Annotated in this window: 21 protein-coding genes; 12 read left to right on the top strand and 9 right to left on the bottom strand. The window is 51.3% G+C overall.

Going from position 1 to position 25,678, the window contains the following annotated elements:
* Positions 1 to 87: 87 nt before the first annotated feature.
* Positions 88 to 870, top strand: coding sequence for an SDR family NAD(P)-dependent oxidoreductase (locus tag PsB1_RS10045; protein ID WP_284360985.1), 783 nt, complete (start codon positions 88 to 90; stop codon positions 868 to 870).
* 283 nt (positions 871 to 1,153) lie between these two features.
* On the opposite strand, the gene ppa is transcribed toward PsB1_RS10045, so the two are convergent.
* Positions 1,154 to 1,702, bottom strand: coding sequence for an inorganic diphosphatase (gene ppa / locus PsB1_RS10040; RefSeq protein ID WP_284360982.1), 549 nt, complete (start codon positions 1,700 to 1,702; stop codon positions 1,154 to 1,156).
* Positions 1,703 to 1,896: 194 nt separating this feature from the next.
* Entirely contained in the window at positions 1,897 to 3,291 is a 1,395-nt protein-coding gene (gene cysS / locus PsB1_RS10035) for a cysteine--tRNA ligase (RefSeq protein WP_284360979.1), read from the bottom strand.
* A 204-nt stretch (positions 3,292 to 3,495) separates the two neighbouring features.
* Here cysS and folE point away from each other — a divergent pair, with 204 nt between their 5' ends.
* The 4 genes from folE (at position 3,496) to PsB1_RS10015 (ending at position 11,300) form a co-directional block, all read left to right on the top strand.
* The gene (folE, locus tag PsB1_RS10030) at positions 3,496 to 4,113 is read left to right on the top strand and encodes a GTP cyclohydrolase I FolE (protein ID WP_320412735.1); all 618 of its coding nucleotides are present in this window, start codon (positions 3,496 to 3,498) and stop codon (positions 4,111 to 4,113) included.
* A 133-nt stretch (positions 4,114 to 4,246) separates the two neighbouring features.
* The gene (gene hisI, locus PsB1_RS10025; protein ID WP_284360975.1) at positions 4,247 to 4,678 is read left to right on the top strand and encodes a phosphoribosyl-AMP cyclohydrolase; all 432 of its coding nucleotides are present in this window, start codon (positions 4,247 to 4,249) and stop codon (positions 4,676 to 4,678) included.
* 438 nt (positions 4,679 to 5,116) lie between these two features.
* A complete protein-coding gene (locus PsB1_RS10020; RefSeq protein WP_284360972.1) occupies positions 5,117 to 6,274 on the top strand; it encodes an AI-2E family transporter in 1,158 nt (385 codons plus the stop codon).
* Positions 6,275 to 6,425: 151 nt separating this feature from the next.
* Positions 6,426 to 11,300 (top strand): NAD-glutamate dehydrogenase, encoded by a 4,875-nt coding sequence (locus tag PsB1_RS10015; RefSeq protein ID WP_284360970.1) that lies wholly within the window; start codon positions 6,426 to 6,428, stop codon positions 11,298 to 11,300.
* A gap of 5 nt (positions 11,301 to 11,305) precedes the next feature.
* Here PsB1_RS10015 and PsB1_RS10010 read toward each other — a convergent pair whose 3' ends face one another.
* The 4 genes from PsB1_RS10010 to PsB1_RS11960 all read right to left on the bottom strand — a co-directional run bounded on the left by PsB1_RS10010 (position 11,306) and on the right by PsB1_RS11960 (position 13,834).
* A complete protein-coding gene (locus tag PsB1_RS10010) occupies positions 11,306 to 11,773 on the bottom strand; it encodes a DUF3429 domain-containing protein (RefSeq protein ID WP_284360968.1) in 468 nt (155 codons plus the stop codon).
* Between the two features lie 72 nt (positions 11,774 to 11,845).
* A complete protein-coding gene (locus PsB1_RS10005) occupies positions 11,846 to 12,625 on the bottom strand; it encodes a TIGR02186 family protein (protein WP_284360966.1) in 780 nt (259 codons plus the stop codon).
* Entirely contained in the window at positions 12,622 to 13,560 is a 939-nt protein-coding gene (locus tag PsB1_RS10000; protein ID WP_284360963.1) for a sulfite exporter TauE/SafE family protein, read from the bottom strand. Before PsB1_RS10000 ends, PsB1_RS10005 begins: the two co-directional genes overlap by 4 nt.
* A 94-nt stretch (positions 13,561 to 13,654) precedes the next feature.
* Positions 13,655 to 13,834: a PLDc N-terminal domain-containing protein gene (locus tag PsB1_RS11960; RefSeq protein ID WP_420887908.1), complete on the bottom strand. Its 180-nt coding sequence runs from the start codon at positions 13,832 to 13,834 to the stop codon at positions 13,655 to 13,657.
* Positions 13,835 to 14,031: 197 nt separating this feature from the next.
* Here PsB1_RS11960 and mtaB point away from each other — a divergent pair, with 197 nt between their 5' ends.
* Positions 14,032 to 15,303, top strand: a complete 1,272-nt coding sequence (gene mtaB / locus PsB1_RS09995) for a tRNA (N(6)-L-threonylcarbamoyladenosine(37)-C(2))-methylthiotransferase MtaB (protein ID WP_284361050.1) — start codon at positions 14,032 to 14,034, stop codon at positions 15,301 to 15,303.
* A 296-nt stretch (positions 15,304 to 15,599) separates the two neighbouring features.
* Positions 15,600 to 18,128 (top strand): glycoside hydrolase family 3 protein, encoded by a 2,529-nt coding sequence (locus PsB1_RS09990; protein WP_284360961.1) that lies wholly within the window; start codon positions 15,600 to 15,602, stop codon positions 18,126 to 18,128.
* Positions 18,129 to 18,200: 72 nt separating this feature from the next.
* Here PsB1_RS09990 and PsB1_RS09985 read toward each other — a convergent pair whose 3' ends face one another.
* A complete protein-coding gene (locus PsB1_RS09985) occupies positions 18,201 to 19,097 on the bottom strand; it encodes an ROK family protein (RefSeq protein ID WP_284360958.1) in 897 nt (298 codons plus the stop codon).
* A 184-nt stretch (positions 19,098 to 19,281) separates the two neighbouring features.
* Here PsB1_RS09985 and PsB1_RS09980 point away from each other — a divergent pair, with 184 nt between their 5' ends.
* Positions 19,282 to 19,902 carry a c-type cytochrome gene (locus PsB1_RS09980; protein ID WP_284360955.1) on the top strand — a complete coding sequence of 207 codons (621 nt, stop codon included), beginning with the start codon at positions 19,282 to 19,284 and terminating at the stop codon, positions 19,900 to 19,902.
* A gap of 438 nt (positions 19,903 to 20,340) precedes the next feature.
* The gene (locus tag PsB1_RS09975) at positions 20,341 to 20,697 is read left to right on the top strand and encodes a hypothetical protein (protein ID WP_284360952.1); all 357 of its coding nucleotides are present in this window, start codon (positions 20,341 to 20,343) and stop codon (positions 20,695 to 20,697) included.
* Here PsB1_RS09975 and cobS read toward each other — a convergent pair.
* Entirely contained in the window at positions 20,694 to 21,677 is a 984-nt protein-coding gene (gene cobS, locus PsB1_RS09970; protein ID WP_284360949.1) for a cobaltochelatase subunit CobS, read from the bottom strand. The two genes, PsB1_RS09975 and cobS, sit on opposite strands and share 4 nt — an antisense overlap.
* Before the next feature lie 243 nt (positions 21,678 to 21,920).
* Here cobS and PsB1_RS09965 point away from each other — a divergent pair, with 243 nt between their 5' ends.
* Positions 21,921 to 22,205, top strand: a complete 285-nt coding sequence (locus PsB1_RS09965; protein ID WP_284360947.1) for a superinfection immunity protein — start codon at positions 21,921 to 21,923, stop codon at positions 22,203 to 22,205.
* A 384-nt stretch (positions 22,206 to 22,589) separates the two neighbouring features.
* Here PsB1_RS09965 and PsB1_RS09960 read toward each other — a convergent pair whose 3' ends face one another.
* Positions 22,590 to 23,468, bottom strand: coding sequence for a thymidylate synthase (locus tag PsB1_RS09960; RefSeq protein ID WP_420887906.1), 879 nt, complete (start codon positions 23,466 to 23,468; stop codon positions 22,590 to 22,592).
* A 210-nt stretch (positions 23,469 to 23,678) separates the two neighbouring features.
* On the opposite strand from PsB1_RS09960, the gene PsB1_RS09955 reads away from it, so the two are divergent.
* Entirely contained in the window at positions 23,679 to 24,626 is a 948-nt protein-coding gene (locus PsB1_RS09955) for an oxidoreductase (protein ID WP_284360944.1), read from the top strand.
* Between the two features lie 131 nt (positions 24,627 to 24,757).
* A complete protein-coding gene (locus PsB1_RS09950) occupies positions 24,758 to 25,594 on the top strand; it encodes a thermonuclease family protein (RefSeq protein ID WP_284360942.1) in 837 nt (278 codons plus the stop codon).
* Positions 25,595 to 25,678: the final 84 nt, after the last annotated feature.

The following is a 25,678-nucleotide window of genomic DNA, read 5'->3' as shown; positions in this document are numbered from 1 at the left end:
CTACCCCGGTAATGAATGCCAGAAGTGCGGGCTTTGGGCTGAGGCCCATTCATTCTAACCCAAGCCAAAAATTAAGGAGAATCCACCATGAAACTCGACACATCTATCGCCGCCATTGTCACAGGGGGTGCCTCTGGGCTTGGTGAAGCCACTGGGCGGGCTTTAGCGGCGCAAGGCGTGAAAGTAGCGATTTTTGATCTAAATGCCACGCGTGGCGAAGAACTCGCCAAAGAAATTGGCGGCCTTTATTGCAATGTCAATGTCACTTCTGAGGAAAGTGTCGATGCAGGCTTTGTCAAAGCGCGCAAAGCCCATGGGCAAGAGCGCATTTTAGTCAATTGTGCGGGAACGGCTAATGCGATCAAAACCGCCTCACGCGATAAAACCACTGGCGCGATTATGCATTTCCCCCTCGATAGCTTTGATAAAATCATTCAGATCAATTTGGTTGGCACATTCCGGTGCCTCGCCAAGTCAGCCGCGGGCATGATGACGCTTGAACCCTTGGAAGATGGCGAACGCGGTGCAATTGTAAACACAGCTTCGGTGGCGGCAGAGGATGGGCAGATCGGACAAGCGGCTTATTCGGCTTCCAAAGGTGGTGTGGTAGGTATGACCTTACCGATTGCTCGCGACTTAATGGGTGAAGGCATTCGAGTGAACACCATTTTGCCTGGTATTTTCAATACGCCCTTGATGCAGGCAGCGCCAGAGGCCGTCAAGCAAGCCCTGGCCTTGAGTGTACCCTTCCCAAAGCGCTTGGGCTTGCCCCAAGAATATGCGCACTTGGCCATCGCTATAATCACCAATAGCTATTTCAACGGCGAAGACGTGCGTCTTGACGGCGCCATCCGTATGGCCCCGCGATAGGGCATTACCGCCCCTTCATTAGTTGGAAATCTCCTCCTCAAGTAGGGATTACCGAGGAGTAAGCGCTGGCATTGTTTCGAGTAAGGGGAGGCGTTGCGTGCACAACCCGCCCCAGCGTGCACTGCCCTGCAGCCCGAGGGGGGAAGAGACATCCCTTCCCCAGTAAGCCCTTATCAGGCGCGTACCGCGAGACCTCGCCCGAAATGGGGGCATAATCTCGTCCACGAAAGCCTAACTACGCTATTGGCATGAGATTATGCTCATGGTGCTCAGCCCGACACAATTAAGCCTGATAGCCAAAGCCTGCGGCGTTGGCGCGCTTCACGCCCTCCAAGATCATGGTTTTGGCGACATCGGCGTCTTGCCAACCCTTAAGCTTGGTCCATTTGCCGGGCTCCAAGTCCTTATAATGGGCAAAAAAGTGCTCAATCTGGGCGACTTGAATGGCTGGCAAGTCCTTGTAGCTATCCACGCCATCATAAAAGGCAGTCAATTTCGGGATTGGTACGGCGAGGATTTTTTCGTCAAAGCCCGCTTGATCTTCCATCAACAAAACCCCGATGGGCTTCACCCTTAACACACAGCCAGGTATCAAAGCGCGCCGACCAACGCACAACACGTCAACCGGATCCCCGTCACCCGACAACGTGCCCGGTATAAAGCCATAATTGGTTGGGTAGCGCATCGGCGTATATAAAAAACGGTCAACAAACATTGCGCCCGATACTTTGTCGATTTCGTATTTAATTGGCTCCCCACCCAGTGGCACTTCAATCACCACATTGATGTCATTTGGCATATCAAGGCCTGGTGGTATTTTTTTGATATCCATCTGGGGAGCTTTCCTTCAAATTGGTGACGATACATGACCACTTGGCACCTATGGGGCAGCGCTCTAGACCATAATAGAAACGAAAACCATCTAAGTTAGCATCGAAAACCGACCCTGAGTGACCGGCAGTGGGCGACCAAACTGGGTGTGCATAAGTCACAAGGAATGGGACACTTAAAGAACTGATTATATTCTTAAGAAGTATAGCGCCAACTTGATCCATCCTTAGCATCGGTAATTTCAACGCCGAGGGCGGCCAATTCGCTGCGTAGCCGGTCGGCTTCTGCCCAATTGCGATTGGCACGAGCTTCAAAGCGCGCTTGCACCATAGCATCAATCTCCCGATTTGTGTCAGCATCGTCATGTGCCGCCTCTGCCCGCGAAAGCCAAACTTGTGGCTCTTGACCTAAAATCCCCAATAATAGACCCCCACCCAATAACTCTGCTTTCGCCCGATTGCGGTCCTCAATCGTCTCGGCCTTATTGACTTTGCGCGCCAACATGGAGAGTTCCGCAAGGGCTTTGGGGGTATTGAGATCATCGCACAATGCGGCGAGGATGCCATCTGGCATGATCGGCTCAACCCGCTCGTACCAAACCTTGTTAAGGGCGCGGTAGAGACGGTCCAAAGTTTTCATCGACTGCAAGATCAGCTCATCGGTCCAATCGAGGGGTGCCCGGTAATGCGCAGAAAGTAAAGCGAGCCGCAAGGCTTCGCCTGGCCAGCGCTCCACCAATTGATGCACAAGTTCAACATTGCCCAATGACTTCGACATTTTATCCGAATTCATCGTCAAAAAGCCGTTATGCATCCAGATATGGGCCAAGGGCGCGCCATCATGGGCGCATACGGATTGGGCAATTTCATTTTCGTGATGGGGAAAAATGAGATCATGACCGCCGCCATGAATATCAATTGTGAGGCCTAAATTGCTTTCAATCATGGCCGAGCATTCAATATGCCAGCCGGGGCGCCCCGCGCCAAAGGGTGCTTCCCAATAAGGCTCACCCGGTTTTGCCGCCTTCCAAAGCGCAAAGTCGGCAGGGTCATGTTTTTTGGTGTCTATGGAAATGCGGGCCCCTGCCTCATTATCCTCTACTTTTCGGCCCGATAATTGGCCGTAATTGGGCATGGAGCGTACAGAAAAATAAATACCATCTTCAGTCTGATAGGCGTGGTCTTTTGCCAAAAGCCTGCCAATCAAGCTGATGATATCATCCATATGGGCGGTGACTTTGGGTTCTAAGGTTGGTGGCAGCGCCCCTAATGCCGCCATGTCATCGTGGTAAATTTGAGTGTATTTTTGAGTAATTGCCCCGATCTGTAAGCCTTGTTCTAATGCTAAAGCATTGATCCGGTCGTCAACATCTGTGATATTACGCGCATAGATCACATGCTCATGCCCATAGATCGTGCGCAGCAATCGGAACAAAGTGTCAAACACCACAACCGGGCGACCATTGCCAATATGGGCGAAATTATAAACCGTGGGTCCGCATACATAGAGGGTCACCCGTTTGGGGTCTTGAGGCACAAAGCGCACCTTTTGCCGGACTAAGGTATTGAACAGTTTGATTACACGCATCATGTGATCCAAGGTAGAAAGACAACGTAGACTCTAGAGCGATTAAGTGTTTAGTTAAGAGCTAGTCTCATAGACTGAATTTTTGCTCAGGCGAAGACAGTATAAACGGTGCGGCCATCCTTATGGGCGTATAGAGAGAAATCAGGGCGGGCGTTAAGACCGGTTTACCGGCTCGACCTCCGACCCCTTAAGAAGGGGCACATGCTCATGGATGCAATTACAGATCCGCGCCTTGTTAATGAGGCACCAGACGATAACCGCCCCACGCGCGAAGAGGCTATGGCTGCGGTTCGCACCCTTTTGCAATGGGCAGGCGACAATCCAGACCGGGAAGGCTTAATCGACACGCCCAAGCGGGTGGTTGAAGCTTATCGCGAATTTTTTGCGGGTTATGAAATGGACCCTGCAGCCGAACTCAGCCGGACCTTTGAGGATGTTCAAGGCTATGATGATATTGTGATGTTACGCGATATCGATCTAGAGAGCCATTGTGAGCATCATATGGTGCCCATACTTGGTCGCGCCCATATTGCTTATATGCCGACCAATCGGGTTGTTGGCATTTCCAAGATCGCGCGCGTCGTGGAAATCTTTGGCAAGCGCTTGCAAACCCAAGAAACCATGACCGCACAGATTGCCGATTGCATTACTGAGGCGCTTCGCCCGGCAGGGGTTGCTGTCCTTTTGGATGCCAAGCATCAATGCATGACCACGCGCGGGGTTCACCACCCCAATGTGGCCACCATCACCACCCAATTCACCGGTGTTTTCAAAACCGATCGCGAACTCAAAGACCGGTTCTTGCGCTTGGCTGGATATAATTAAGCCTTTTTAGCTGCTTGCGTGATTGATGGAGCAGATGTGCTAGGCCTAACAAAGCCCGGCACAATTTTGTTGATTGCAGATTTGGCGCAATTTGTGCCAATAAGGGTGCACCTTACCATACAAAGGCACATCCGTGGCCCCACATACCCCTTTTCCCACGCCAAAATCAACATACGAGCTCGAGCGAGGTTTGACCCTGATGCCCCGGTTTGATCAGGGTGGCTTAATCCCCACTATTGCCCAAGATAGCCAAAGCGGTGACGTGCTGATGCTCGCTTGGATGAACGCGGAAGCCTTAAGCCTGACCTTGGAAACGGGGATTGCCCATTATTGGTCACGTTCGCGCCAAAGGCTTTGGAAGAAAGGCGAAACCTCAGGGCATCTACAGCACGTGCAAGAGCTGCGCGTGGATTGTGATCAAGATACCATCCTCCTCAAAGTTCGCGTCGAAGGCGACGGCGGGTGTTGCCATGTGGGCTTTCAGTCCTGCTTTTACCGCGCGGCCTTAGGAGATGGCGGCGGTTTAACACAACTTTTGGACTTGCCGCCGCCCACAAAGAAATGAGTTTCGCGAGAATGATCAACTCGCCATCGTCGAGGATGGATTTGGTGCAGGCCTTGCCTACCCAAAGGCCTAATTCCATTGTTTGTGGGTGATTTTGACGGGTTAAGTCCGCTTTGAGCCATTGACGCGCGTTTGGTTCTTTAGAACCAAGTTGCGCTTTCAAATCAAGAAATTAAGACCGCGCCATTTAGGCAAAAAAGAACCGGACCTCGGGCGGTAGCTTTGCAAAGGAAAGCTGGACTTGATGCGACATAACGCCCGGTTATCATCGAAAAGCGGTTCGGTGGCCGGAAAGGGCACCAAACCGTGTCCCAGAACCCTTTCTACCAACCCAAGTGTCGCACTTCTGTACGAATAAAAGGCTGATAAGCGTTCCACTACCCGCCTTTTGCGCATTGTAAGCTTGACCTAGGAGCGAAGTCAGGGCTTTTAGCAGGCATGATCGAAGCACACTCCAAAACCTCTGCTTCTGCCAAGATTCTGGCTGCTGCGGCAATCATCACTGGGCTATATTGGTTCGCCGATCTCTTGACTCCTTTGGCATTGGCAATTTTTTTATGGTTGACCATTGATGCATTTGCGAACTCGCTCAGCCGACGCCTCCCCTTCCTGCCGCGCGTGGCTTCAATCCCTTTAGCGGTGTTGATCGTTTTTATGAGTTCGGCCGCGATTATAGGTTTAGTTATTGAATATACAGCTGTTTTTTCACATTCTCTCAGTGATTATCAACTCCGACTTGATGAAGTGATTGCTCAATTCTATGGATTTTTTAAACTTTCAGTGCCTCCACCCACACTAGGGCAATTGTTTTCTAATCTGGATCCCGCTTTGGTGCTCAGAGGTGTGGCAGACGCCCTGCAAAGCTTTGGCGGACGCGCGCTTTTTGTCCTTGTTTATGTGGTCTGCTTATTTGCGGCACAAGCTGGTATGCCAGCCAAGCTCGCTGAAATTTTCCCTGATCTGCAAGAGCGCACGCGCGCTGCTACCATTGGCAAAGCGATTGCACGCTCTATGGAGCAGTATTTGTGGGTGCAAACCGTCACCGGTTTAATGATTGCCTTTGCGAGTTGGGCTTTGTTTGCGGTTGTGGGGCTTGAAAATAGCTTGTTTTGGGCAGCCATCATCTTTGTTTTAAGCTATATCCCGGTTTTAGGTGGTGCGGCCGGCAGCCTGTTACCAACCTTGTTTGCCTTGGTGCAGTTTACCAGCCCAATTCCAGCCTTGGTCATATTGGCAGGCACCCAAGGCATCGCGTTTGTGGTCGGCAATATTATCCAGCCACGCATGACTGGTGACAGCTTGAATATTTCCGTACTGGTGGTTTTTCTATCTTTAGCCTTTTGGGGCAAATTATGGGGCGGCCCTGGAATGTTCTTGGCCGTTCCCTTGACTGTTATGTTGATGATCATTCTTGCGCAATTTCCAGCTACGCGTTGGATTGCCGTCATGCTGTCCAACAATGGGAATCCCGATATTGATGGTGAAACCAAAGCAGGCAAGCCACATGATCAATCAGCACCCTTCAAGCGCAAAGTTAAGAAAGCAACCACATCTTTGAAAGATGATCCACCATCACCGCACACCACACCATTATAAATCCCTGAGATTAATCGGCCTATTCAACCATTAAAATGTTGGACAGACACGCAAAGACACGCATGAGTTCACACAACGAACAAGGCCATTGTAGCCCAGTATACGTGGTCCGGGGTGATCAATAGTCCATAATTGGACAAGGAGGATAACCATGTCGGTAGACGCAACCGATCGACGCATTTCACCCGATGATCTCATATTGGCGGCGCTGGCATTTGACAGTTTCAAAACAGGTGCGCATATCGATGCCGCAGCTGAATCCTTTCTGACCCAAATCGCCCAAGATGCAACAACCGATGATGTCGCCGGGCTAAGCCCCGAAGATCTTGCTGCTTTGGCCGATGGATTTTGGCGTTGGACCTCCCATAAGCGCGCCGATGCCCAACATATTCGTTTGGTTGAAGCCAAGGGTGCAGATGGTCGTCCTTTGAAACGGGATCTCTTGGAAATTTGTGGTCCAGATATGCCCTTTCTAGTTGATAGCGTGATGGGGGAAATTGGAGCTCAAGGTGTGGATGTGCGGGCGATGTTCCACCCAGTTGTGGCGATCAGCCGCGATGGCGATGGCATGCGGGTACCGGGGGGCGTGCCACAGAACGAATCGCTGATCCAAGTGCATTTACCTACAACTTCACCTTCCAAGCGCGATGCTCTTTTAACCGGTGTGCGCGAGACACTCCAAGATGTCCGTCTATCGGTCGGCGATTTCCATGCCATGAAGCAGCGTATGAGTGGTGCTATACAAGCCCTCTCTGTGGCCAAAACCCGTGCAAAACCAGATGAAGTTATTGAATCTATTGCATTTTTAAAATGGCTTACGGCGGATCATTTTGTGTTTTTTGGTGTGCGCTCTTATGATTACCCGCGGGATAAAAACGGGGCTTGGATCAAAGATGAGCCCGATATTCGCGAAGACCTCAATCTGGGTATCTTACGCGATCCGTTACGAATGGTGTTACGCCGCCTTAATGAGCCTTCCGTTCTAAGCGATGCTGTGCGCGCTTACATCGAAGAGCCTGCCCCCGTTATCGTGGCAAAATCTAATCTACGATCACGCGTGCACCGCCGCACAGTGATGGATTATATCGGCGTTAAGCGCTTTGGTGAGAATGGGGAAGTGTTGGGCGAAGATCGTTTCGTTGGTCTATTCACCGCTGAAGCTTACGATCAAATGGTACGTGATGTGCCTTTACTTAGGATCAAAACAGAGCGTGTGATCACCCGCGCCGGCTTGGTACCAGGTAGCCATAATGACAAACGCCTGCGCAACATCGTTGAAAACTACCCACGTGATGAATTGTTTCAGATCGACGAGGCCGACTTGGCACGCATCGCGCTGGGGGTCCAGCATTTGATGGATCGTCCACGGACCAAATTATTCGTTAGACAAGATCGTTTCGATCGCTTTTTATCCATTTTGGTTTTTGTACCACGTGACCGCTATAATTCTGAAGTCCGAGCCAAAATTGGGGACATGTTGGCAGAAGCTTATGCCGGGCGATTATCGGCATATTATCCTTTATTTGGCGATGCTCCTTTAGCTCGGGTTCATTACATTATTGGCGTCACAGCCAATCAGCACGCCAATCCGGATGTGGAAGAGCTTGAAAAGCGGATCGCCGAAATTACGCGCACATGGGAGGATGGCCTAGAAGTGGCGGGAGAGGGCAAATCCCATGCTTATCGACGTTATCTGGGCGGCATACCTGCGGGCTATAAGGAAAGATTCGGGGCTGAAGAAGCCTTGCGCGACATTGTTGAGCTGGACCAAATCAAGGGTGACGAAGTAAGGGTTCGCGCCTATCGACGGCCAGGCGATCACGATAATGTCCTGCGGGCCAAACTTTATAAAGCCGGCAATCCAACCCCACTTTCAGCAGCCGTTCCAATCTTTGAAAGCATGGGCCTTTATGTAGAAAGTGAAACCCCCCATTGCATCATGCGCTCGGTAAATGACCAGCAAGAGAGCATGTGGGTGCAAGATGTTTCAATGCACATAGCCAATAACCAGCCTTTAGACTTTAAAGTTGTTGAAGGTTCATTTGAACAGGCGGTAGCGGCCATATGGGCTGGGCAAGCCGAAAACGATGGATTCAACCGCCTGATTCTCAAATTGGGTGTTTCTTGGCGAGAGGCGGCCTTGGTGCGCGCATTGGCGCGTTGGCGTGGTCAAACGGGTCTTGACCCCTCAGAAGGGGTTCAGCAACAAGCTGTTGGCGATTATCCTGATATTACGCGTGCTATTCTCACATTATTTACGATCCGATTTGATCCAGACTTTGGCACCAAAAAAACCCGTGAAAGTGCTGCCAAAGCGCAAATGGCCGCGATCAAAAACATGTTAGATCATGTGCCAAGCCTTGATGCCGACCGTGTTTTGCGGCGTTTGGCTGATCTAGTGATGGCCATGGTGCGGACCAATTATTATCAACCAGACACACACGGTGCGCACAAATCCTACATGAGCTTTAAAATTGCCACCCGTGAACTTGAAGATGTTCCCGATCCAAAGCCTTATCGCGAAATCTGGATCTGGTCGCCGCAAGTGGAAGGCGCGCATTTGCGCTTTGGACCAGTGGCGCGTGGCGGCCTTCGTTGGTCGGACCGCCGCGATGATTTTCGTACCGAGGTTTTGGGCCTTGTGAAGGCCCAACAGGTCAAGAATGCAGTCATTGTCCCCGTGGGCTCAAAAGGCGCATTCTACCCTAAAACTTTACCACAAGGCAGCAGCCGCGATGACATCCAATCCACTGCCATTGAAGCCTATAAGACCTTTTTGCGTGGTCTGTTAGACTTGACCGATAATATAGCTGGCGACGGAACAATTGTTCCACCCAAAAATGTGGTGCGCTGGGATAGCGATGACCCCTATTTGGTGGTAGCAGCCGATAAGGGTACAGCCACATTTTCTGATATAGCTAATGGCATCAGTGCAGAATATAGCCATTGGTTGGGCGATGCTTTTGCATCTGGTGGCTCGGTTGGTTATGATCATAAAAAAATGGGCATTACGGCGCGGGGTGGCTGGGAAGCTGTTAAGCGACACTTCCGTGAGATCGGGCATGATACCCAAACGCAACCCTTTAGCGTCATTGGCGTCGGTGATATGTCGGGCGATGTATTTGGCAATGCCATGTTGTTGTCGCAACAAATCAAATTGGTAGCCGCCTTTGATCATCGCGATATTTTCATCGATCCACAGCCTGATTTAGCCAAAAGCTTTAAAGAACGCGCACGCTTGTTTGCCCTGCCGCGTTCATCTTGGGCCGATTATAATGCCAAGCTCATCTCGCCAGGAGGAGGGGTCTATTCGCGCAGCGCCAAGTCGATCCCATTATCGCCTCAGCTTAAGTCCTTAACTGGACTTGAAGGCGATCAAGCCTCTCCCACGGATATCATGCATGCCCTCCTCAAAGCACCCTGCGACCTTTTGTGGTTTGGTGGGATTGGCACTTATGTGAAGGCGCGCAGTGAAAGCCATAATGACGCCGGGGATAAGGCCAACGATATTATTCGAGTTGATGGCGAAGAATTACGCTGTAAAGTCATTGGCGAAGGGGCCAATTTAGGCTTAACCCAAAGAGGGCGCATTGCCGCTGCGCACAATGGTGTGCGCCTCAACACGGATGCGATCGATAATTCCGCTGGAGTCGATAGTTCTGACCATGAGGTCAATATAAAGATTTTGCTGACGGGTCTGGTGCGCTCCGGGACCATGACGCTTGAAGCCCGCGACACACTTTTGGCGCAAATGACCGACGATGTCGCCCGTCACGTCTTGGCGCATAATTATTCCCAAACCTTGGCCATCAGCCTGCAAGAAGCTACCGCACGCCAGGATTTGGATGCCCACGAACGCTTCATAGAACACTTAGAAGCTAGTGGCCGCTTGGCACGCAAAGTTGAATTTCTGCCCACGACAGAAGAGTTTAGAGCCCGCCGCGCCAATCAAATGGGCTTAACCCGGCCAGAATTATCGGTGCTGACGGCCTATGGAAAATTGGCATTGTTTGATGATCTCATTGCCTCAGACGCCCCAGACGACCCTTGGTTTGAAGAGACGTTGGTACAGTATTTTCCAGAAGGCTGTCGTCAGTTCAAGGAGGCAATGGCCAATCACCGCTTGCGACGTGAGATCATCGCAACTGTCCTATCCAACAAAATGGTCGATTTGGGTGGGGCATGCTTTATGGACCGGGTGCGCGAAAGTGCAGCGGCTGACACAGGCTCAATCGCGCGGGCTTTTGCCGCTGCTCGCGCAATTTTCGGGCTCGATCAAGCCATTGAGGCAGTCAATGCCTTAGACTTGATCATACCTGCGAATGTGCAGCTTGACCTCATGTTGGAGATTTTGACCGTCCTGCGCCGACAAAGTTTTTGGCTCGCCCGCAAAGCCAGTCGCGGTGATGGCGCCGGGGTACGCCGGGTAGGTGATTTGGTAGATACCTATGCGAATGGAGTGCAGACTTTAGCGGGCTTGATCGATGATGTCGTCTCTCCCTTTGAAAAAGCCCGCCTTGCTAGCCGATGTGATATTTTGATTGCGGCAGGCGCGCCAGCACAATTGGCTAAATCCATTGCCTGCCTACTGCCTCTGACTTCTGCGACTGATATTGTGGATATTGCTAGCGCTAAGGCCATGCAGGTGGATCGGGTAGCCCGCCTTTATCACGCGTTAGGGGCCAGTGTCGGGTTTGATGAAATCCGTGCAGCGGCCAACCAAACCTCCACCCCTGATCATTGGGACCGGGTAGCGACACGCCGTTTGATCGAAGAGTTTATGGGCGAACAAAGCGCCTTAACTGCCAGTGTGTGCGAACATGTTAAGGCCATGAACCTGATGGGAAGTGATGCCGCTTGGGCAAGGGCTGCGATGGAAAGTTGGACCCGCCTTAATGGTCTTGAACTTGGTCGTACCAGTGGTGCACTCGCTGAACTTCGCGCCAGCCAAGGTGGGTGGAGCTTTGCTAAACTGGCCATAGCCAATAACCAGCTTAAAGAATTGACCCAAACCGCTAAAGCATAAATCGATCAGTTTGGCAGGGTTAACCAAGCTTTTGCGCCAAGCGCCGCAAGGGCACCTAGTGTGAGAATTGTACGTAGGGGCTGATACCATAAGGGCCAGCGCCGCGTGCTGCCACCGCTTGAGACAAAATCCCAAAGCCACATCAGCATAAATCCCCCAGCCAAAAGCGCCAAGCCGATGAGTGGGGCTATATATTGGCTCAACATGGCTATAGCACCGACCAAGCTTGGCATGACGGAAAAGGATAGGGTGAAGAAGTCAGGTGCCTCAGGTCGAGCCCCGATCTCAAATCCCCATCTTGCGCCACCTAGAAAAGACAAAATGACACCCGCATAGGCAAAGAACAAAGTGGTTGAGACCCCATCTAAGGGGGCGGTAGCGAGCATACTGCCTGCCAAAGTACCAAAAAAAGGAACAAGGCCAAGGATGCCAATGATCCAAGGCCCAATAGGTGCAATATCGCGACGGCGCATGCCGATCTCCTCACGCCATTGGGGCGGATGTTAACTTAGCTAGGTACAATGAGTTGGTAAAAGTACTTATTACTAATTTGGTACAAAACGTCGAAATACATTCGCAGCGACTATGCCTGCCAGAAGCGCCATACAAACGCCTACTAATCCATTGATCATAGCATAATCTCGAGCGAATTCAAATAGAGCGCGCTCGGCCCCTACTTTCGTCACCACCAAGCTTGTCAAAGTGGATTGGGCCGGACGACCATTACGAAACACCATAACTTTGGCCGTATAAAGTCCAGGCGGCGTACGGTCAGGCATCATGATGTCAGCCCGAAATAAGCCGCCTTTGAGTAACTGAACCCCATTTGCATCATCAAGATATAATTTCTCGCGCTGGCGCTGGGCCACAAATGCGTCCACCAAACTATCTCGCAAGGGAGAGTTGATACTGATTTTGGCGATGTCCAATTGACCTTTGGGACGAAGACCATAGAGCGACAAAGTATCGCTTGGGGCAATTTCTTCGAGAGGCCTTGCACTAGCTATACCAAAAAAAGTCGGTGCAGCAGCGAAATAGATGCGATCTTCCCCTATCCAAAGCCCAGCGCTGCGCTTGCGCTTACCGATCCAAGCTGGTCGATCTGGGCCACGCACCGCAACCACAATATCGGTTTGGCCTATGGCTCCGGCGCGAACGGAGCCAAAAATTGTCACTTTTGCCCCTGTAAAGCTGGAGGTGACCAAAACAGCATTATCGACCAAGGCTGCTGCAACTTGGGTTCGTTGTGCCCGGGCGGGGGTGACGGATAAGGGTAGGGCCAATAACATCAACACGAGCCCCCAAACGAAGAAATAGCGGCTCATAAGCCACCCCCAGGGGAGGAAAGCTCATACAGATTTCTCGGCATAAAAATCAAATCGGCGGCCAATCGCACAGCAACCAAAACAACCATAGCCCCCAATAGAGCCCGTAAATGCTCACCCTTGAGCTTGCGGCCAAGGATAAGGCCAAACTGCGCGCCAATCACGCCGCCCACGATCAATAAGGCCGATAGCACGATGTCAAGGCTGCCATTGACCACCGCTTGAACAAAAGTTGTCGCACAGGCGGTAATCAAAACTTGAAAGGTTGAAGTTCCGACAACCAAATTCGCCGGCATGCGAATGATATAGACCAATGCGGGAATAAGGATGAATCCGCCACCGACGCCCATGATCGCCGACAAAATGCCTACCCCAATACCTATCACTAAGGGCGGAATAATGCTGATCACCAATCTGGAGCGCGGAAACCGCATTTGAAACGGCAGGCGGCTTGATCGATCCCGTGTTAGGCGTGCAATGTGAACAGGGCCATCCTCGCTAGAAACACGCCGCCGCGCCTTCGTCATCGCCTGGAAGCTTTCCCAAATCAGGCTTGACCCCAAAGTGCCCAATAAAAGCGCATAAGCGATCCGCACAGTTGCTTCTGCGGCACCAACGGATTTGAGCCATCCAAATAACAAGGTACCAACGCTAACCCCAATTATACCGCCTATAGATATGACTAATCCCAAGCGTAAATCCACACCGCGCCGTTCAAATTGGCCTAAGACCGAAGACATGGAAGATGCTGCCGCTAAATTAGCGCCAGCTGCAACTGCAACCGGTGCAGGGATACCGATCAACATTAAAAGTGGCGTCATCAAAAACCCGCCACCTACACCAAAAAAACCTGAGAGGCAGCCGACAATCAGCCCTATTGCGGCCATCAGCCACGGGCTTACGGCCATTTCCGCGATGGGCAGATAGACTTGCATAGACGCCACCTTTTGGATGCGCGCACCATAGGCTGCGTCGCACGGTGTTTCTACACCGGCGTTTCACAATTACAGTAAGGCTTGGTCCAGTTGATTAGCCGATGCGATTTTTTGTAGCTTTTGGTCCAAGCAACAACCAACTGATAAAGCCAAGAAATGGTACGCATAGCACCAACACAGACCAAAAAGCTTTCCCGAATGGGCCCGTATACTCATTTTGGAGAATGTTAAAAATGGCCCATAGCGCCAGGACTAACGCCACAAGATAGCCCATTGTCATCCCTTGATTCCATTCCATACCGAACATGGGGTCTATTCTCCTACAAAAGGCGCTGCATCTGCCAATCATTTGTGATATTGGCACACCATCTCCCCTAAGCAATAGCTTGTTATCAGGCGACGCTGAAAGAAAGCATACACGTACCCGCCATGACCCAAACTGACCTGCTGGTTCTACCCTTTCATGATAGCATGTGTTTGAACCAAGCCTTACCGGGATCCATTGAAACCATTACTTTGGGCTGTCGACTGAATCTTTATGAATCAGAAGCCATGCGTGGTTTGGCGCAAACGGCCGGTCTCTGTGATGTGATCTTGATCAATACTTGCGCGGTGACAGCTGAAGCGGTGCGCCAAGCCCGTCAGACCATCCGCCGGGCTAAAAAAGATAAACCCGACGCCACAATTGTGGTCACGGGTTGTGCAGCCCAAATTGATCCTGCGATGTTTGCGGTTATGCCTGAAGTGGATCATGTCATCGGTAATGGCGAAAAAACTTCGCCCCAAACTTTTATGGATTTAGCCGGCGGTAAGGCTGAGCGGGTTGTGGTTAATGACATCATGAGTGTGCACGAAACAGCCGGTCATTTGATCGATGGCGTGCAAGACCGTGCACGGGCCTATGTACAGGTGCAAAACGGATGTGACCATCGCTGCACCTTTTGTATCATTCCATTCGGTCGGGGCAACTCGCGCTCGGTTCCGGCAGGTGAAGTGGTGGCGATGATTGATCGCCTTGTGGCCAAAGGTGTCCCCGAAGTAGTGCTTTCGGGCGTGGACATGACCTCGTGGGGGGCTGATTTGCCCGGTCAGCCCAGTTTGGGCGATTTGGTGCAGCGCATTTTAAAGTTAGTACCTGATCTAAACCGGTTGCGGCTCTCCTCGCTTGATGCGGTTGAGATTGACGAAACCCTTTTCCGCTTATTCGCCGATGAAGAACGCATGATGCCTCACATGCATCTTTCCCTTCAACATGGTTCAGACCTAATCTTGAAGCGGATGAAACGTCGCCACAGCCGCGCAGACGCCATACAATTGGCGCGAAGGTTGCGCAGCATCCGCCCTGAGATCGTGTTTGGTGCGGATTTAATTGCAGGTTTTCCAACCGAAACAGAAGACCATTTTGCCGACACGCTCTCCTTAGTTGATGAGATGGATTTAACTTTTTTGCATGTATTTCCTTATTCCCCACGCCCACAAACACCAGCGGCGCACATGCCTCAGATCGCACCAACCACCATTAAAGCCCGCGCCGCTGCGTTACGTCAAAAGGGTCATTCGGTCCTTACTCGCTATCTCGATCGCCAGATTGGCACTACCCAAACCGTCTTACTCGAACGTGATGGACGCGGGCGGCTTAATAGTTTCGCTGAAGTTCAAATCACGGGGGGCGAAGCTGGTGGCTTGATCAAAGCGCATATCACCAGCCGAACGGAAACGCATTTGATAGGCGTGAGGGTATAAAATGGCATGGATTGGTTGATCACCTTTCTTTAGCCTAAGGGACAATCGGTTCAGATATCAGCATGGATGGCACCTCATGTGTGGACCAAATGAACATGCTTAACTGCCAGCAAAGTCTGCTTGACCTTGTGGGGATCCGGCTGGCAAATGGGTTAAGATTGATTTATTTGCAATTATGGTTTGCACCCAACATGCTTATTCAATTTGGTAGGGTGAACATTGTGATGTGCCAATTTGATGAAACCGAGAAGATTTCCAACATCCGCAACAGCCAAGTCCTAAAAAGGGGTATTTGAATGGGATATAAGCGTATTGTCTTGTTGGTAAGCTTAATGGCTTGCTCCTGCTTGACCTCGGCATTGGCATCACCCCCTGTTACACCCCCTCCTGCTTCTGGGAACCAAGCCAATGCCGCAGTCGCACATCCACAGCTGTGGCCGCTAGCCCAAAGCCCACAAGCCTTTAGAACGCCAGCCTTAGAGGCCCGGGTCTCTCAGCTATTGGCCTCCTTGACGCTGGAGGAAAAAATAGGGCAGATGATACAGGCTGATATTTCATCAATCACGCCAGCTGACTTAGCTCAATTTCCATTAGGTTCTATTATCGCCGGGGGAAATTCTGCGCCTTCAGGCAATGACTATGCAACTCCTGGTGCTTGGGTTGATTTGATACGCAGCTTTCGTGCCGCAGCGCTTAAACGTTCAGGCACAAAAATCCCATTGATTTTCGGCATAGACGCTGTGCATGGTCATAATAATGTGGTCGGGGCCACAATTTTCCCACACAATATCGGCTTGGGTGCGGCCAATGATCGTGAACTGATCGGCGAAATTGCGCGCGTTACGGCTTTGGAAGCCGCAGCAACCGGTGTTGACTGGACGTTTGGGCCGACCTTGGCCGTACCCCGCGATGATCGCTGGGGCCGCACATATGAAGGTTTTAGCGAAGACCCAAAAATCATAGCCAGCTATGCTTCAGCCATCACTTTGGGCTTGCAGGGCACCTTGGTTCCAGACGCGCCCATGAAACCCGGTTTCATTGCAGGCTCAGCTAAGCATTTCCTCGCCGATGGTGGCACGAAAGGCGGCAAGGATCAGGGCGACGCGTCCATTAGTGAAGAAGAATTGATCCACATCCATGCAGCAGGCTATCCCCCCGCGATAAATGCCGGAATACTTTCCATCATGATCTCCTTTTCCAGTTGGCAAGGGGTCAAGCACTCAGCTAATCAAAGTCTGCTTGAGGGTGTGGTAAAAAAACGTATGGGGTTTGACGGTTTTCTAGTCAGCGACTGGAACGCGCATGGCCAAGTGCAGGGATGCTCCAATATGAGCTGCCCTCAGGCCTTTAATGCAGGCCTTGATATGTTGATGGCGCCGGACTCTTGGCGTGGCCTCTATCTTAACACCTTGACCCAAGCCAGGGCTGGCGAGATCCCAATGAGCCGAATTGATGATGCGGTGACACGCATCTTGCGCGCCAAAATATTGGCCGGATTGTTTGAGCCCAATCATGCCCGGCTCGAGGGCCAGTTTAGCCTTCTGGGTGCCCCCGAACACCGCCAGTTAGCGCGCCAGGCTGTGCGCGAATCCTTGGTATTGCTCAAAAATAATAATGCAACTTTGCCTATCGCCAGTACGGCCAATGTGTTGGTGGCTGGAAGTGGTGCGGATGATATCTCAATGCAGTCAGGTGGCTGGACCTTAACTTGGCAAGGAACGGGCAATACCAACGCCAATTTCCCCAATGGCCAATCCATCTGGTCTGGACTATCAGAGGCCCTCAAAGCCGAAGGCGGGCGCGCAACTTTGAGTGTATCGGGCACTTATAACCAAAAGCCCGATGTTGCCATTGTGGTATTTGGGGAGCGCCCTTATGCTGAGTTTCAGGGCGATCTCGAGCATTTGGACTTTAAGTCAGAGGGGGATAAGGACCTCAAACTGATGCGCAAACTCAAAGCCGATGGTATCCCCGTTGTAGCAGTATTTCTATCCGGTCGGCCCATGTGGGTTAATCCAGAACTCAATGCTTCGGACGCTTTTGTGGCAGCATGGTTGCCAGGGAGTGAAGGGGGTGGTTTGGCCGATGTTCTGATCGGTACCCCTAAAAAAACGCCGCGATACGATTTTAAAGGGAAGTTGTCTTTTTCTTGGCCTGCCAGTCCAACCCAGACACCACTTAATGTAGGTGATCCCACATACAATCCGCTCTTTGCCTATGGGTTCGGCCTCACCTATACCTCGGTAAATTTATTGGGGCCGCTCTCTGAAGATGGCGTAACAATGGAGACCTCAAGGCGTGAACTCTTCATGCGCGGTCAACCCATTGCGCCTTGGAGCTTGATTCTATCTGACCGAACCGGAGACACCCGAACCACCAGCTCCACAGGTGCAAGCCCTGGCACATCTGTGCAGATGACCCCGATTGATACCAATGCGCAAGAAGCGGGGCGTGCGATCAGCTTTAGTGGGACAGGTGGATCGGTGTTTATCACAGGCCCTGCTGCTGATTTTAGCCAGCCAGCACAACAAGGTTGGGTGCTAAGCTTTAAGGTCAACACACGTGCGAATACCCCATCTGGGGCCAACTTTGGTATGAATGGTAAAGAGTTCAAATTAATAGATATTCTACCCAGTTCCACCGACGGAACTTGGCGGCCCATTATGGTACCTTTGTCTTGCTTTGCTGCAGCCGGCATCGACTTAACCCATGTTCACGAGCCACTTCGCTTTAGCGCCAATACAGCTTGGGACTTATCTTTTTCGGATGTGCAATTAAGCCCCAGCACTGGGAAACCAAGCCCCTGCCCGATGGTGAGCAAATAATAGGGCTTTACGACCCCCAAGTGCGTTTCGATCAAGGATCCAAGTTGCTTCCGATGCAACAAGTTTGGGCGTTCAGCGATTTAACCCTAACCACGCCCCACCAAATAGGCCGGCGTCAAGTCCAAGGCCTGCCCCTACGACGTCAAACCCGACCTCACCCTCCCCGCCGACACTATAAGGCCCAAGCAAACTGGCTGCCCAAACGGCCACTCTTTCAACAAGACCATGGCGAACCATCACCCCACCTCCAAGAATAATGCGCTGTATCGCATTGGTGAGCACCAAATTCACACTGAGTTGGCCCAAATAATAAGCCTCAATATCCCAGGCTATATCATCATCGCCAAGCTCGCTCGCATCTTGGCCCCAACGGGCAGCCATCGCAGGGGCACTGGCCAAGCCTTCAATACAATCGCGATGGAAGGAACAGATTCCGGCAAATTCTTGATCATCTCGATGACGGGGCACGCGCATATGTCCGGCTTCGGGATGCAGGCTGCCCCAAATCGGTTTGCCATCCACAATGATCCCTGCCCCAATGCCAGTCCCTACCGTGACATAGGCTAAATCGTCATAGCCCTGCCCAGCACCCCAAGCGCGTTCGGCTAGGGCTGCGGCAGTAACATCGGTATCTAAGGTGATCCTTGCGCCGGTTTGCTCGGCCAAGACACCTGCAACATCAGCCCCGGCCCAGCCAGGCTTGGTGGTAGCCAATATATGCCCCCATCTTGAATCTTTGGGGTTAACGGCAAGGGGGCCAAAGCAACCCACGCCAATGACACTGACATCCAGTCCTGCGCTTTTTTGCGCCCGAAAAAAGCCAGCCGCCAGCCCCAAAGTCTCTTGTGGTGATGTGGTTGGAAAACTTGATCGCGCCAAGATGGTAAGATCCTCATCAATGATAGCACAGCGCCAAGAAGTGCCTCCTGCATCAATTGCCCCTACCTTTTGCAATCCATTCCCCTTCATATATGTTCGCCTTATATGGGTTAACCGTCTAGTCAGGACTGCTAGTCTACGTCAACTCACGCAACAAAAATCCTTTATCCAGTCATTTTTCGAGATCACAAGCGTGTGACTCTAGACCTGAATGAATTTCGTACTATACTTCAATTTATCCATTGGCATAAATGCCGGAGTGAAGGGGAAAACAATGAAAAGACAGATTTTGGGATCTGGGATCGCTGTATCATTGGCGGCCATAGCCTTAGTCACCGGTTGCGGTCAGCAAGCGAGCCAAAAAGCCGAAACAGCGCCACCGGCAAGCGATACCACCGCACCCGCGGGACAAGCAAGCAATGAATCGGTGCCAGCACCCGCCACTGAAGCTCCAGCACCAGCTGCTGAAACAACCACTCCTGCAGCAGAAGCGCCAAAAGCTGAAGCCACACCAGCACCTGCTGCCGCCGCTGCCTCGGCTGGGGCTATGGTGTTAGCCATTAAGGACAAAGCTGGCGTGACCCTATCGGGGGATCCAGTTAAGGGGGAGGCGGTTTTTCGTCAGTGCCAGACGTGCCATGTTGTAACCGCAGGGGTCAACAAAGTCGGGCCATCCTTACATAATATTATCGGCCGTACAGCCGGTCAGGTTCCAGGATTTCGTTATTCTGAAGCCAATAAGAAGTCTGGCATCGTATGGAGCGAGCAAGAAATTTATAATTATCTTGAAAATCCAAAAGCCAAAGTACCAGGCACCATCATGGCCTTTGTCGGTGTTAAGGATTCCCAAAAACGCGCTGACCTTGTTGCTTATCTTAAGACCCACACCAATTAGATACATCAGTGCCCAATCAAACAGATTGGGTTGAACTGGCATGAAACGGGATGGTTCTGCTGTCCCGTTTTTTGCTGCCCGTTTGTTTGATCACACATTGAAGACCTGAGAAATAAAGAAGTGGCGCTGGTAATTCCAGCTGAGATTGTCAATTCAAGTCCGAGACGAATGCTCAGCGCTCCTATGAATGGCAAAGAGAATACGATGAGTAGACAGTGTACCCATAGAGGGGAAGCTGTCTGGCTATGTGATTTCAGGCTATATGATTGAGGAGGTATCTATCCGACCGGCCTCCAATTGGCACACACTCTACCTACTTCAGCCCAAAGGAGCTTTGCGTGAGCTACTAACCTGGGCTCATTAACGTGAAACGTCCCGACGAGCTGCGCCAAAGGGAGGTATGAGGATTTGACCCGATCTCTGAAGAAAGGGGTGAGTATGGCTGCAAAATCTCGTGCGGGCCGCATCGAAACAGCAGCCCAGCCATCGCGCGCATGCGATTCCACCCCATCTGAGCCAATGCCAGCGCCCTTACCAGACCCCATGACCGCTCAAGCTTGGCAAAATCTAATCTTAACCCAATTACATGCCAATATAGCCACCGCTAGCCCGCGCGAAATCAAGGCTTGGCTAGAACTCATGGTGCGCGGGCGAAAACTTTATGCAACGACCAAAGAAGACCCTAAGCTCACCTACAAGCGGGTTGAAGCGGCCCGCATCGCCGTCATTGCCAAACTGGAACTTCTTCTCGATGAGATGGACGATCCCAATTGGGTCGCGCCCACTCTCAGCTAGGCAACGCGAACCCGATGCGCCGCTTCGGGTAAATCAGCTCCAAAGCATCGTTGATAAAATTCAGCAACCGTGGGGCGCTCCAGCTCATCGCATTTATTCAAGAAAGTGAGACGGAATGCGAGGCCGACATCTTCAAAAATATCGGCATTTTGTGCCCAACTAATGACGGTACGCGGGCTCATCACCGTGGAAATATCCCCATTCATAAAGGCATTACGCGTCATGTCCGCCACCCGCACCATTTTACTGAGTTCAGCGCGCTTATTAGGATCAGATTCTCCCAATTTGGCGGCTACAATCTCGGTCTCAACATCATGATCAAGATAATTAAGGGTAGTGACAATGGACCAGCGGTCTAGCTGACCCTGGTTGATCTGCTGGGTACCATGATAGAGGCCGGTGGTATCGCCCAAGCCGATTGTATTGGTTGTGGCAAACAGGCGGAAAGCCGGGTGTGGCTTAATGACCTTGTTTTGGTCTAACAAAGTTAAACGTCCCGAGGCTTCGAGCACACGCTGAATCACAAACATCACATCGGGACGACCGGCGTCATATTCGTCAAACACTAAAGCGACTTGGCGCTGCAAGGCCCAAGGTAAAATGCCTTCGCGGAACTCTGTGATTTGTTTGCCGTCTTTAAGGACAATCGCATCCTTGCCAACCAAATCGATCCGACTGACATGGCTGTCGAGATTAACCCGCACCAAAGGCCAATTCAGGCGCGCAGCCACTTGTTCGATATGGGTGGATTTGCCCGTGCCATGAAAGCCTTGGATCATCACCCGTCGGTTATGCGCAAAGCCTGCAAGGATTGCGCGCGTGGTTTGGGGGTCGAACTGATAGGTTGTATCAAGCTCTGGCACATATTCATTGGGCTGGCTAAACGCAGGTGTCATCAGTTTAGAAGCAAAGCCAAACGTATCTTGGACAGATAGTGTGGTATCGGGCAAAGCTGGGATCAACATCTCGGTCATAGCCATTATCGCTTCCTTTTGATCTTGTTTGAGGATCAAACGCACGCCGTCAAGCGTTCCGATGCGTTTGCACTGTAGGATCCATGCTACCCAGGACCAAGTGCTCTTTATGCCACAGATTTGATCGAACATGTGAGACTTGAGTCTTTGTCTTTTCAGACAGAGTTTAAGCCATAATTGCCTTTTGCCCGGTGCGTGATTACAGTGTAAATGCACCCACCATGTCAGCTTGATTCAGGATTTGCCTGCATGCTTCCAATCCTCGACCAGAAAGTGACGGCTATGCTGGAGAATGCTAGCACCGGCCTATTGGTTACACTGGTGGTGGTGACGTTTGTGATTTATTTTGTGCCAAGCTTCATCGCCATAGTGCGCCGCCACTTTTATTTAAAACAAATGTTTGTGCTCAATGTTGTCATTGGGTGGAGCACAATTGGATGGGTGGCACTTCTGGTTTGGGCCTTTGCTGGTGGCGAGATACCCGATAAGCTCAAGCATTGGCTTAAAAAGCCTAAAGGCAAGCCTGAAAGCTAAACCAGTTTAAGTGCTTTTGGTTGGAACGGCTTTGGTGCAGGCCTAGTAAGCCCAATACCCTAAATTCTTTGTTCATGGGCGATTTTGACGAGTCAAGTCTGTGTCGCGCCATTGACGCGCATTGGTTCTTAAGAACCAATTAGCACGTATGAATCCATAAATGCGGTCTGCCTCCTTTTATACAACAACAAGAAGCGAACTTAGGGCGGAAGCTTCACCCAGATGATTTCAAGGAAAGCTGGACTTGATGCAACAAAACGCCCGGTGATCATCAACATGCGGTTTTGTGCCGGAATGGGCACCAAAAGCGCTTCTCAGCCTCTTTTGGATCTGGCTTTCTCTTGATCTAAAGTGAGCGGTACCAGACATGGCGGTTCGATCTACTCACACCGATACGGCTGCGTTTATATGCGGGTGGGCTTGATAATTTTCCAGCGTAAAGTCGCTATATTCAAAAGAAAAAAGATCGGTCTTTTCTGGATTTAAGCGCATATGCGGCAGCTGGTAGGGCGTCCTCGCTAACTGAAGGCGGGCTTGGTCGAGGTGATTTACATAAAGATGTGCGTCGCCAAGCGTGTGAACAAAACTACCCGGTTTTAGGCCAGCCACTTGGGCCAGCATCAAGGTCAATAAGGCATAGGAGGCAATGTTAAACGGCACGCCTAAAAACACATCAGCAGAACGCTGATACAATTGACAAGATAATTTGCCGTCGGTGGAGACATGAAATTGAAACAGACAATGACACGGCGGCAGTGCCATATCGTCAATTTCAGCGGGGTTCCAGGCTGAAATCACATGTCGGCGCGACCATGGATTGGACTTTAAAGCGTGAATAAGCCCTGAAATCTGGTCAATCGAACGCCCATCAGGTGCTGCCCAAGAGCGCCATTGTTTACCATAAACTGGACCCAACTCACCTTGCGCATCCGCCCATTCATCCCAGATGGAACAACCATTTTGTTTCAGCCAAGCAATATTGGTGTCACCGCGTAAAAACCATAATAACTCAATGATGATGGAACGGGTATGGAGTTTTTTGGTGGTGAGGAGGGGAAATCCATCCGCCAAGTCAAATCGCAATTGGCGGCCAAATACCCCCAAGGTACCAGTGCCGGTTCGATCGACCCTTTCTTGGCCGTGCTCTAAGATGTCAGCCAATAAGCCTTGATAGACGATATCGACATGGGTGGCTGGCACAGCGTTGGTCAAAGATGTGCGATGGTGTTGCGACCCTTGATGTATGATATGACCATCTGCCATAAGAAGCTATTCCATCCTTTTGCTTGAGGATCTCCATTACCACCATGATTCGGTTGCGTCAGCATGGCTAGACCTGCTACCTGAAAGGAGTTTGCTTTGGACTGTATAGCTTTTGCTTTGCTTGCCCACCTAATTCGGCCAAAAAAGCAAACCTAAACTCCGACGACACCGATGAGGGCGCTGGATGAAAGCGCAGGGAGGGTCAAGTCAATGGCGCAGATTTCAGACTTACAAAAGCCAATTGGATCAGGCTTTGGAATGCGCAGCACAGCAAACGAAGTGCTCGCTGGGCTCGATTTATCCGGTCAGACTGCGGTTGTAACTGGGGGCTATTCTGGCTTGGGGCTTGAGACTGTTCGCGCCTTGGCGGGTGCTGGGGCACGGGTTAGTGTTGCTGCACGCAGACCCAATGTGGCGCGTCAAGAACTGGCGGATGTAAAGGGTGTTGTAGAAATTAGAGAACTGGATTTGAGTGACCCTCAAAGCATCACCCGCTATAGCGATGCGTTTCAAGGGCCACTTCATATATTAATTAATAATGCGGCCATAATGGCCAACCCTTTGACGCGCGATGCCCGCGGTTATGAAAGCCAATTCGCCACCAATCATTTAGGCCATTTTCAGTTGGTCAAAGGCTTGTGGAACAATTTGAAAGCAGCCAAGGGCGCGCGTGTGGTTTCACTATCCTCCATTGGCCATCGGTTGGGCGCACCAGATTTGACTGACCCCCATTTTGAAACCACGCCTTATGACAAATGGCTGGCCTATGGCCGCGCCAAAAGTGCCAATGCATTATTTGCGGTGGAATTGGATGCGCGCGGTCAAGCCGATAAAATCCGTGCCTTCAGCGTGCATCCAGGCGGGATAATGACCAATCTTCAGCGCCATCTCCCCCAAGAAGAGATGATCGCCTTGGGGTGGGTGGATCAGCATGGCACTCTAAATGCGCAGTTTAAAACCCCCGAACAAGGCGCAGCTACCAGCGTTTGGTGTGCGACCTCCCCGCAGTTGGCCGGTCTTGGCGGCATCTATTGTGAGGATTGTGATATCAGCGAGTTGCATACTGAGGGTGGCAGCCCTTTTAGGGGCGTGCGCGCCCACGCTATTGATCAAGTGGCCGCCCGCGAACTGTGGAAATTATCGGAAAAATTGGTCTAAATTACCTATGGTTAGCCTATAGAGTCATGTAAGTTTGCGCGATGATCTAAAATAAGACTCGACAAGATCAAAACAAGAACATAATCTAGATTAACCCGAAACACAGCATCTTGAAGGGGGGGATGATGATCATGTCAAAACGACTCAGATTTGTTGGATTAGTATGCGGTGCCGTGCTGGTTTTAGCGGCAACCCCAGCCTTGGAACGTGGGGAAAGTGGGCAGGTTATCAAGATTATCGATGGAGATAGCTTTATATTGGACGGCGGCCTTGAAGTTCGTCTGGCGCAAATTGAGGCACCCCGTGTGCGTCCAGGGGATACATGGGGGGCCCGTGCAAGTGCGGATTTAGAAAAGCTTTTATTGGGCAAGAAGGTTGAGCTGCGCTATAGTGGTTTGCGGCGTGATCGGCGCGGGCGGGCCATCGCCCATGTTTTTATTCCACAAGGCTTTGGCAAAGAGGCGATTTGGGTGCAGCCAATGGTGCTTAAAGCAGGGTTAGCACGGGTACACACCTATGCCGATAATCGCGCCTATATCGGGGAACTGTGGCAGGCAGAGCGGGCGGCGCGCCGCGAAGGGCGGGGGCTTTGGGGTTCGCGCGCTTATCAAGTGCGTTACGCCACGCCCGAGGCGCTACAAGGTGGTCTCAATAGTTTTCAATTGATGGAAGGCAAAGTGGCAAGCGCGTCACAGCGGGGTAAAGTTATGTTTTTGAATTTCGGCACCGATGCTAAAACCGATGTCACCGCAGTTATTCCCCAAAGTGCATTTCAGCGCTGGCCCGGCGGGGTGCAGGAACTAACAGCGCTACAAGGGCGCTCGATCCGGGTGCGCGGCTATGTGCGCAATTCCAATGGCCCCAGTGTATGGCTTGATCATCCAGAGCAGATTGAGTTCATTATGGCAGCTCCAAGCCAAGCAAAACCCAACGATATGAAACAAGCAGGCCGATCATTAAGCCGATAATCATGCCCAGATATAACATGGTGGGGAGCTGGACATGTCGCGCCAAACCAGCTCCCCATCGATCCCAGATATCCAAAAGATCCG

Source organism: Candidatus Phycosocius spiralis (genome assembly GCF_030158815.1).
Lineage (GTDB): Bacteria > Pseudomonadota > Alphaproteobacteria > Caulobacterales > Aquidulcibacteraceae > Aquidulcibacter > Aquidulcibacter spiralis.
Note: the sequence above shows the minus strand (reverse complement) of the source record. Positions and strands in the feature narration are given on the sequence as shown.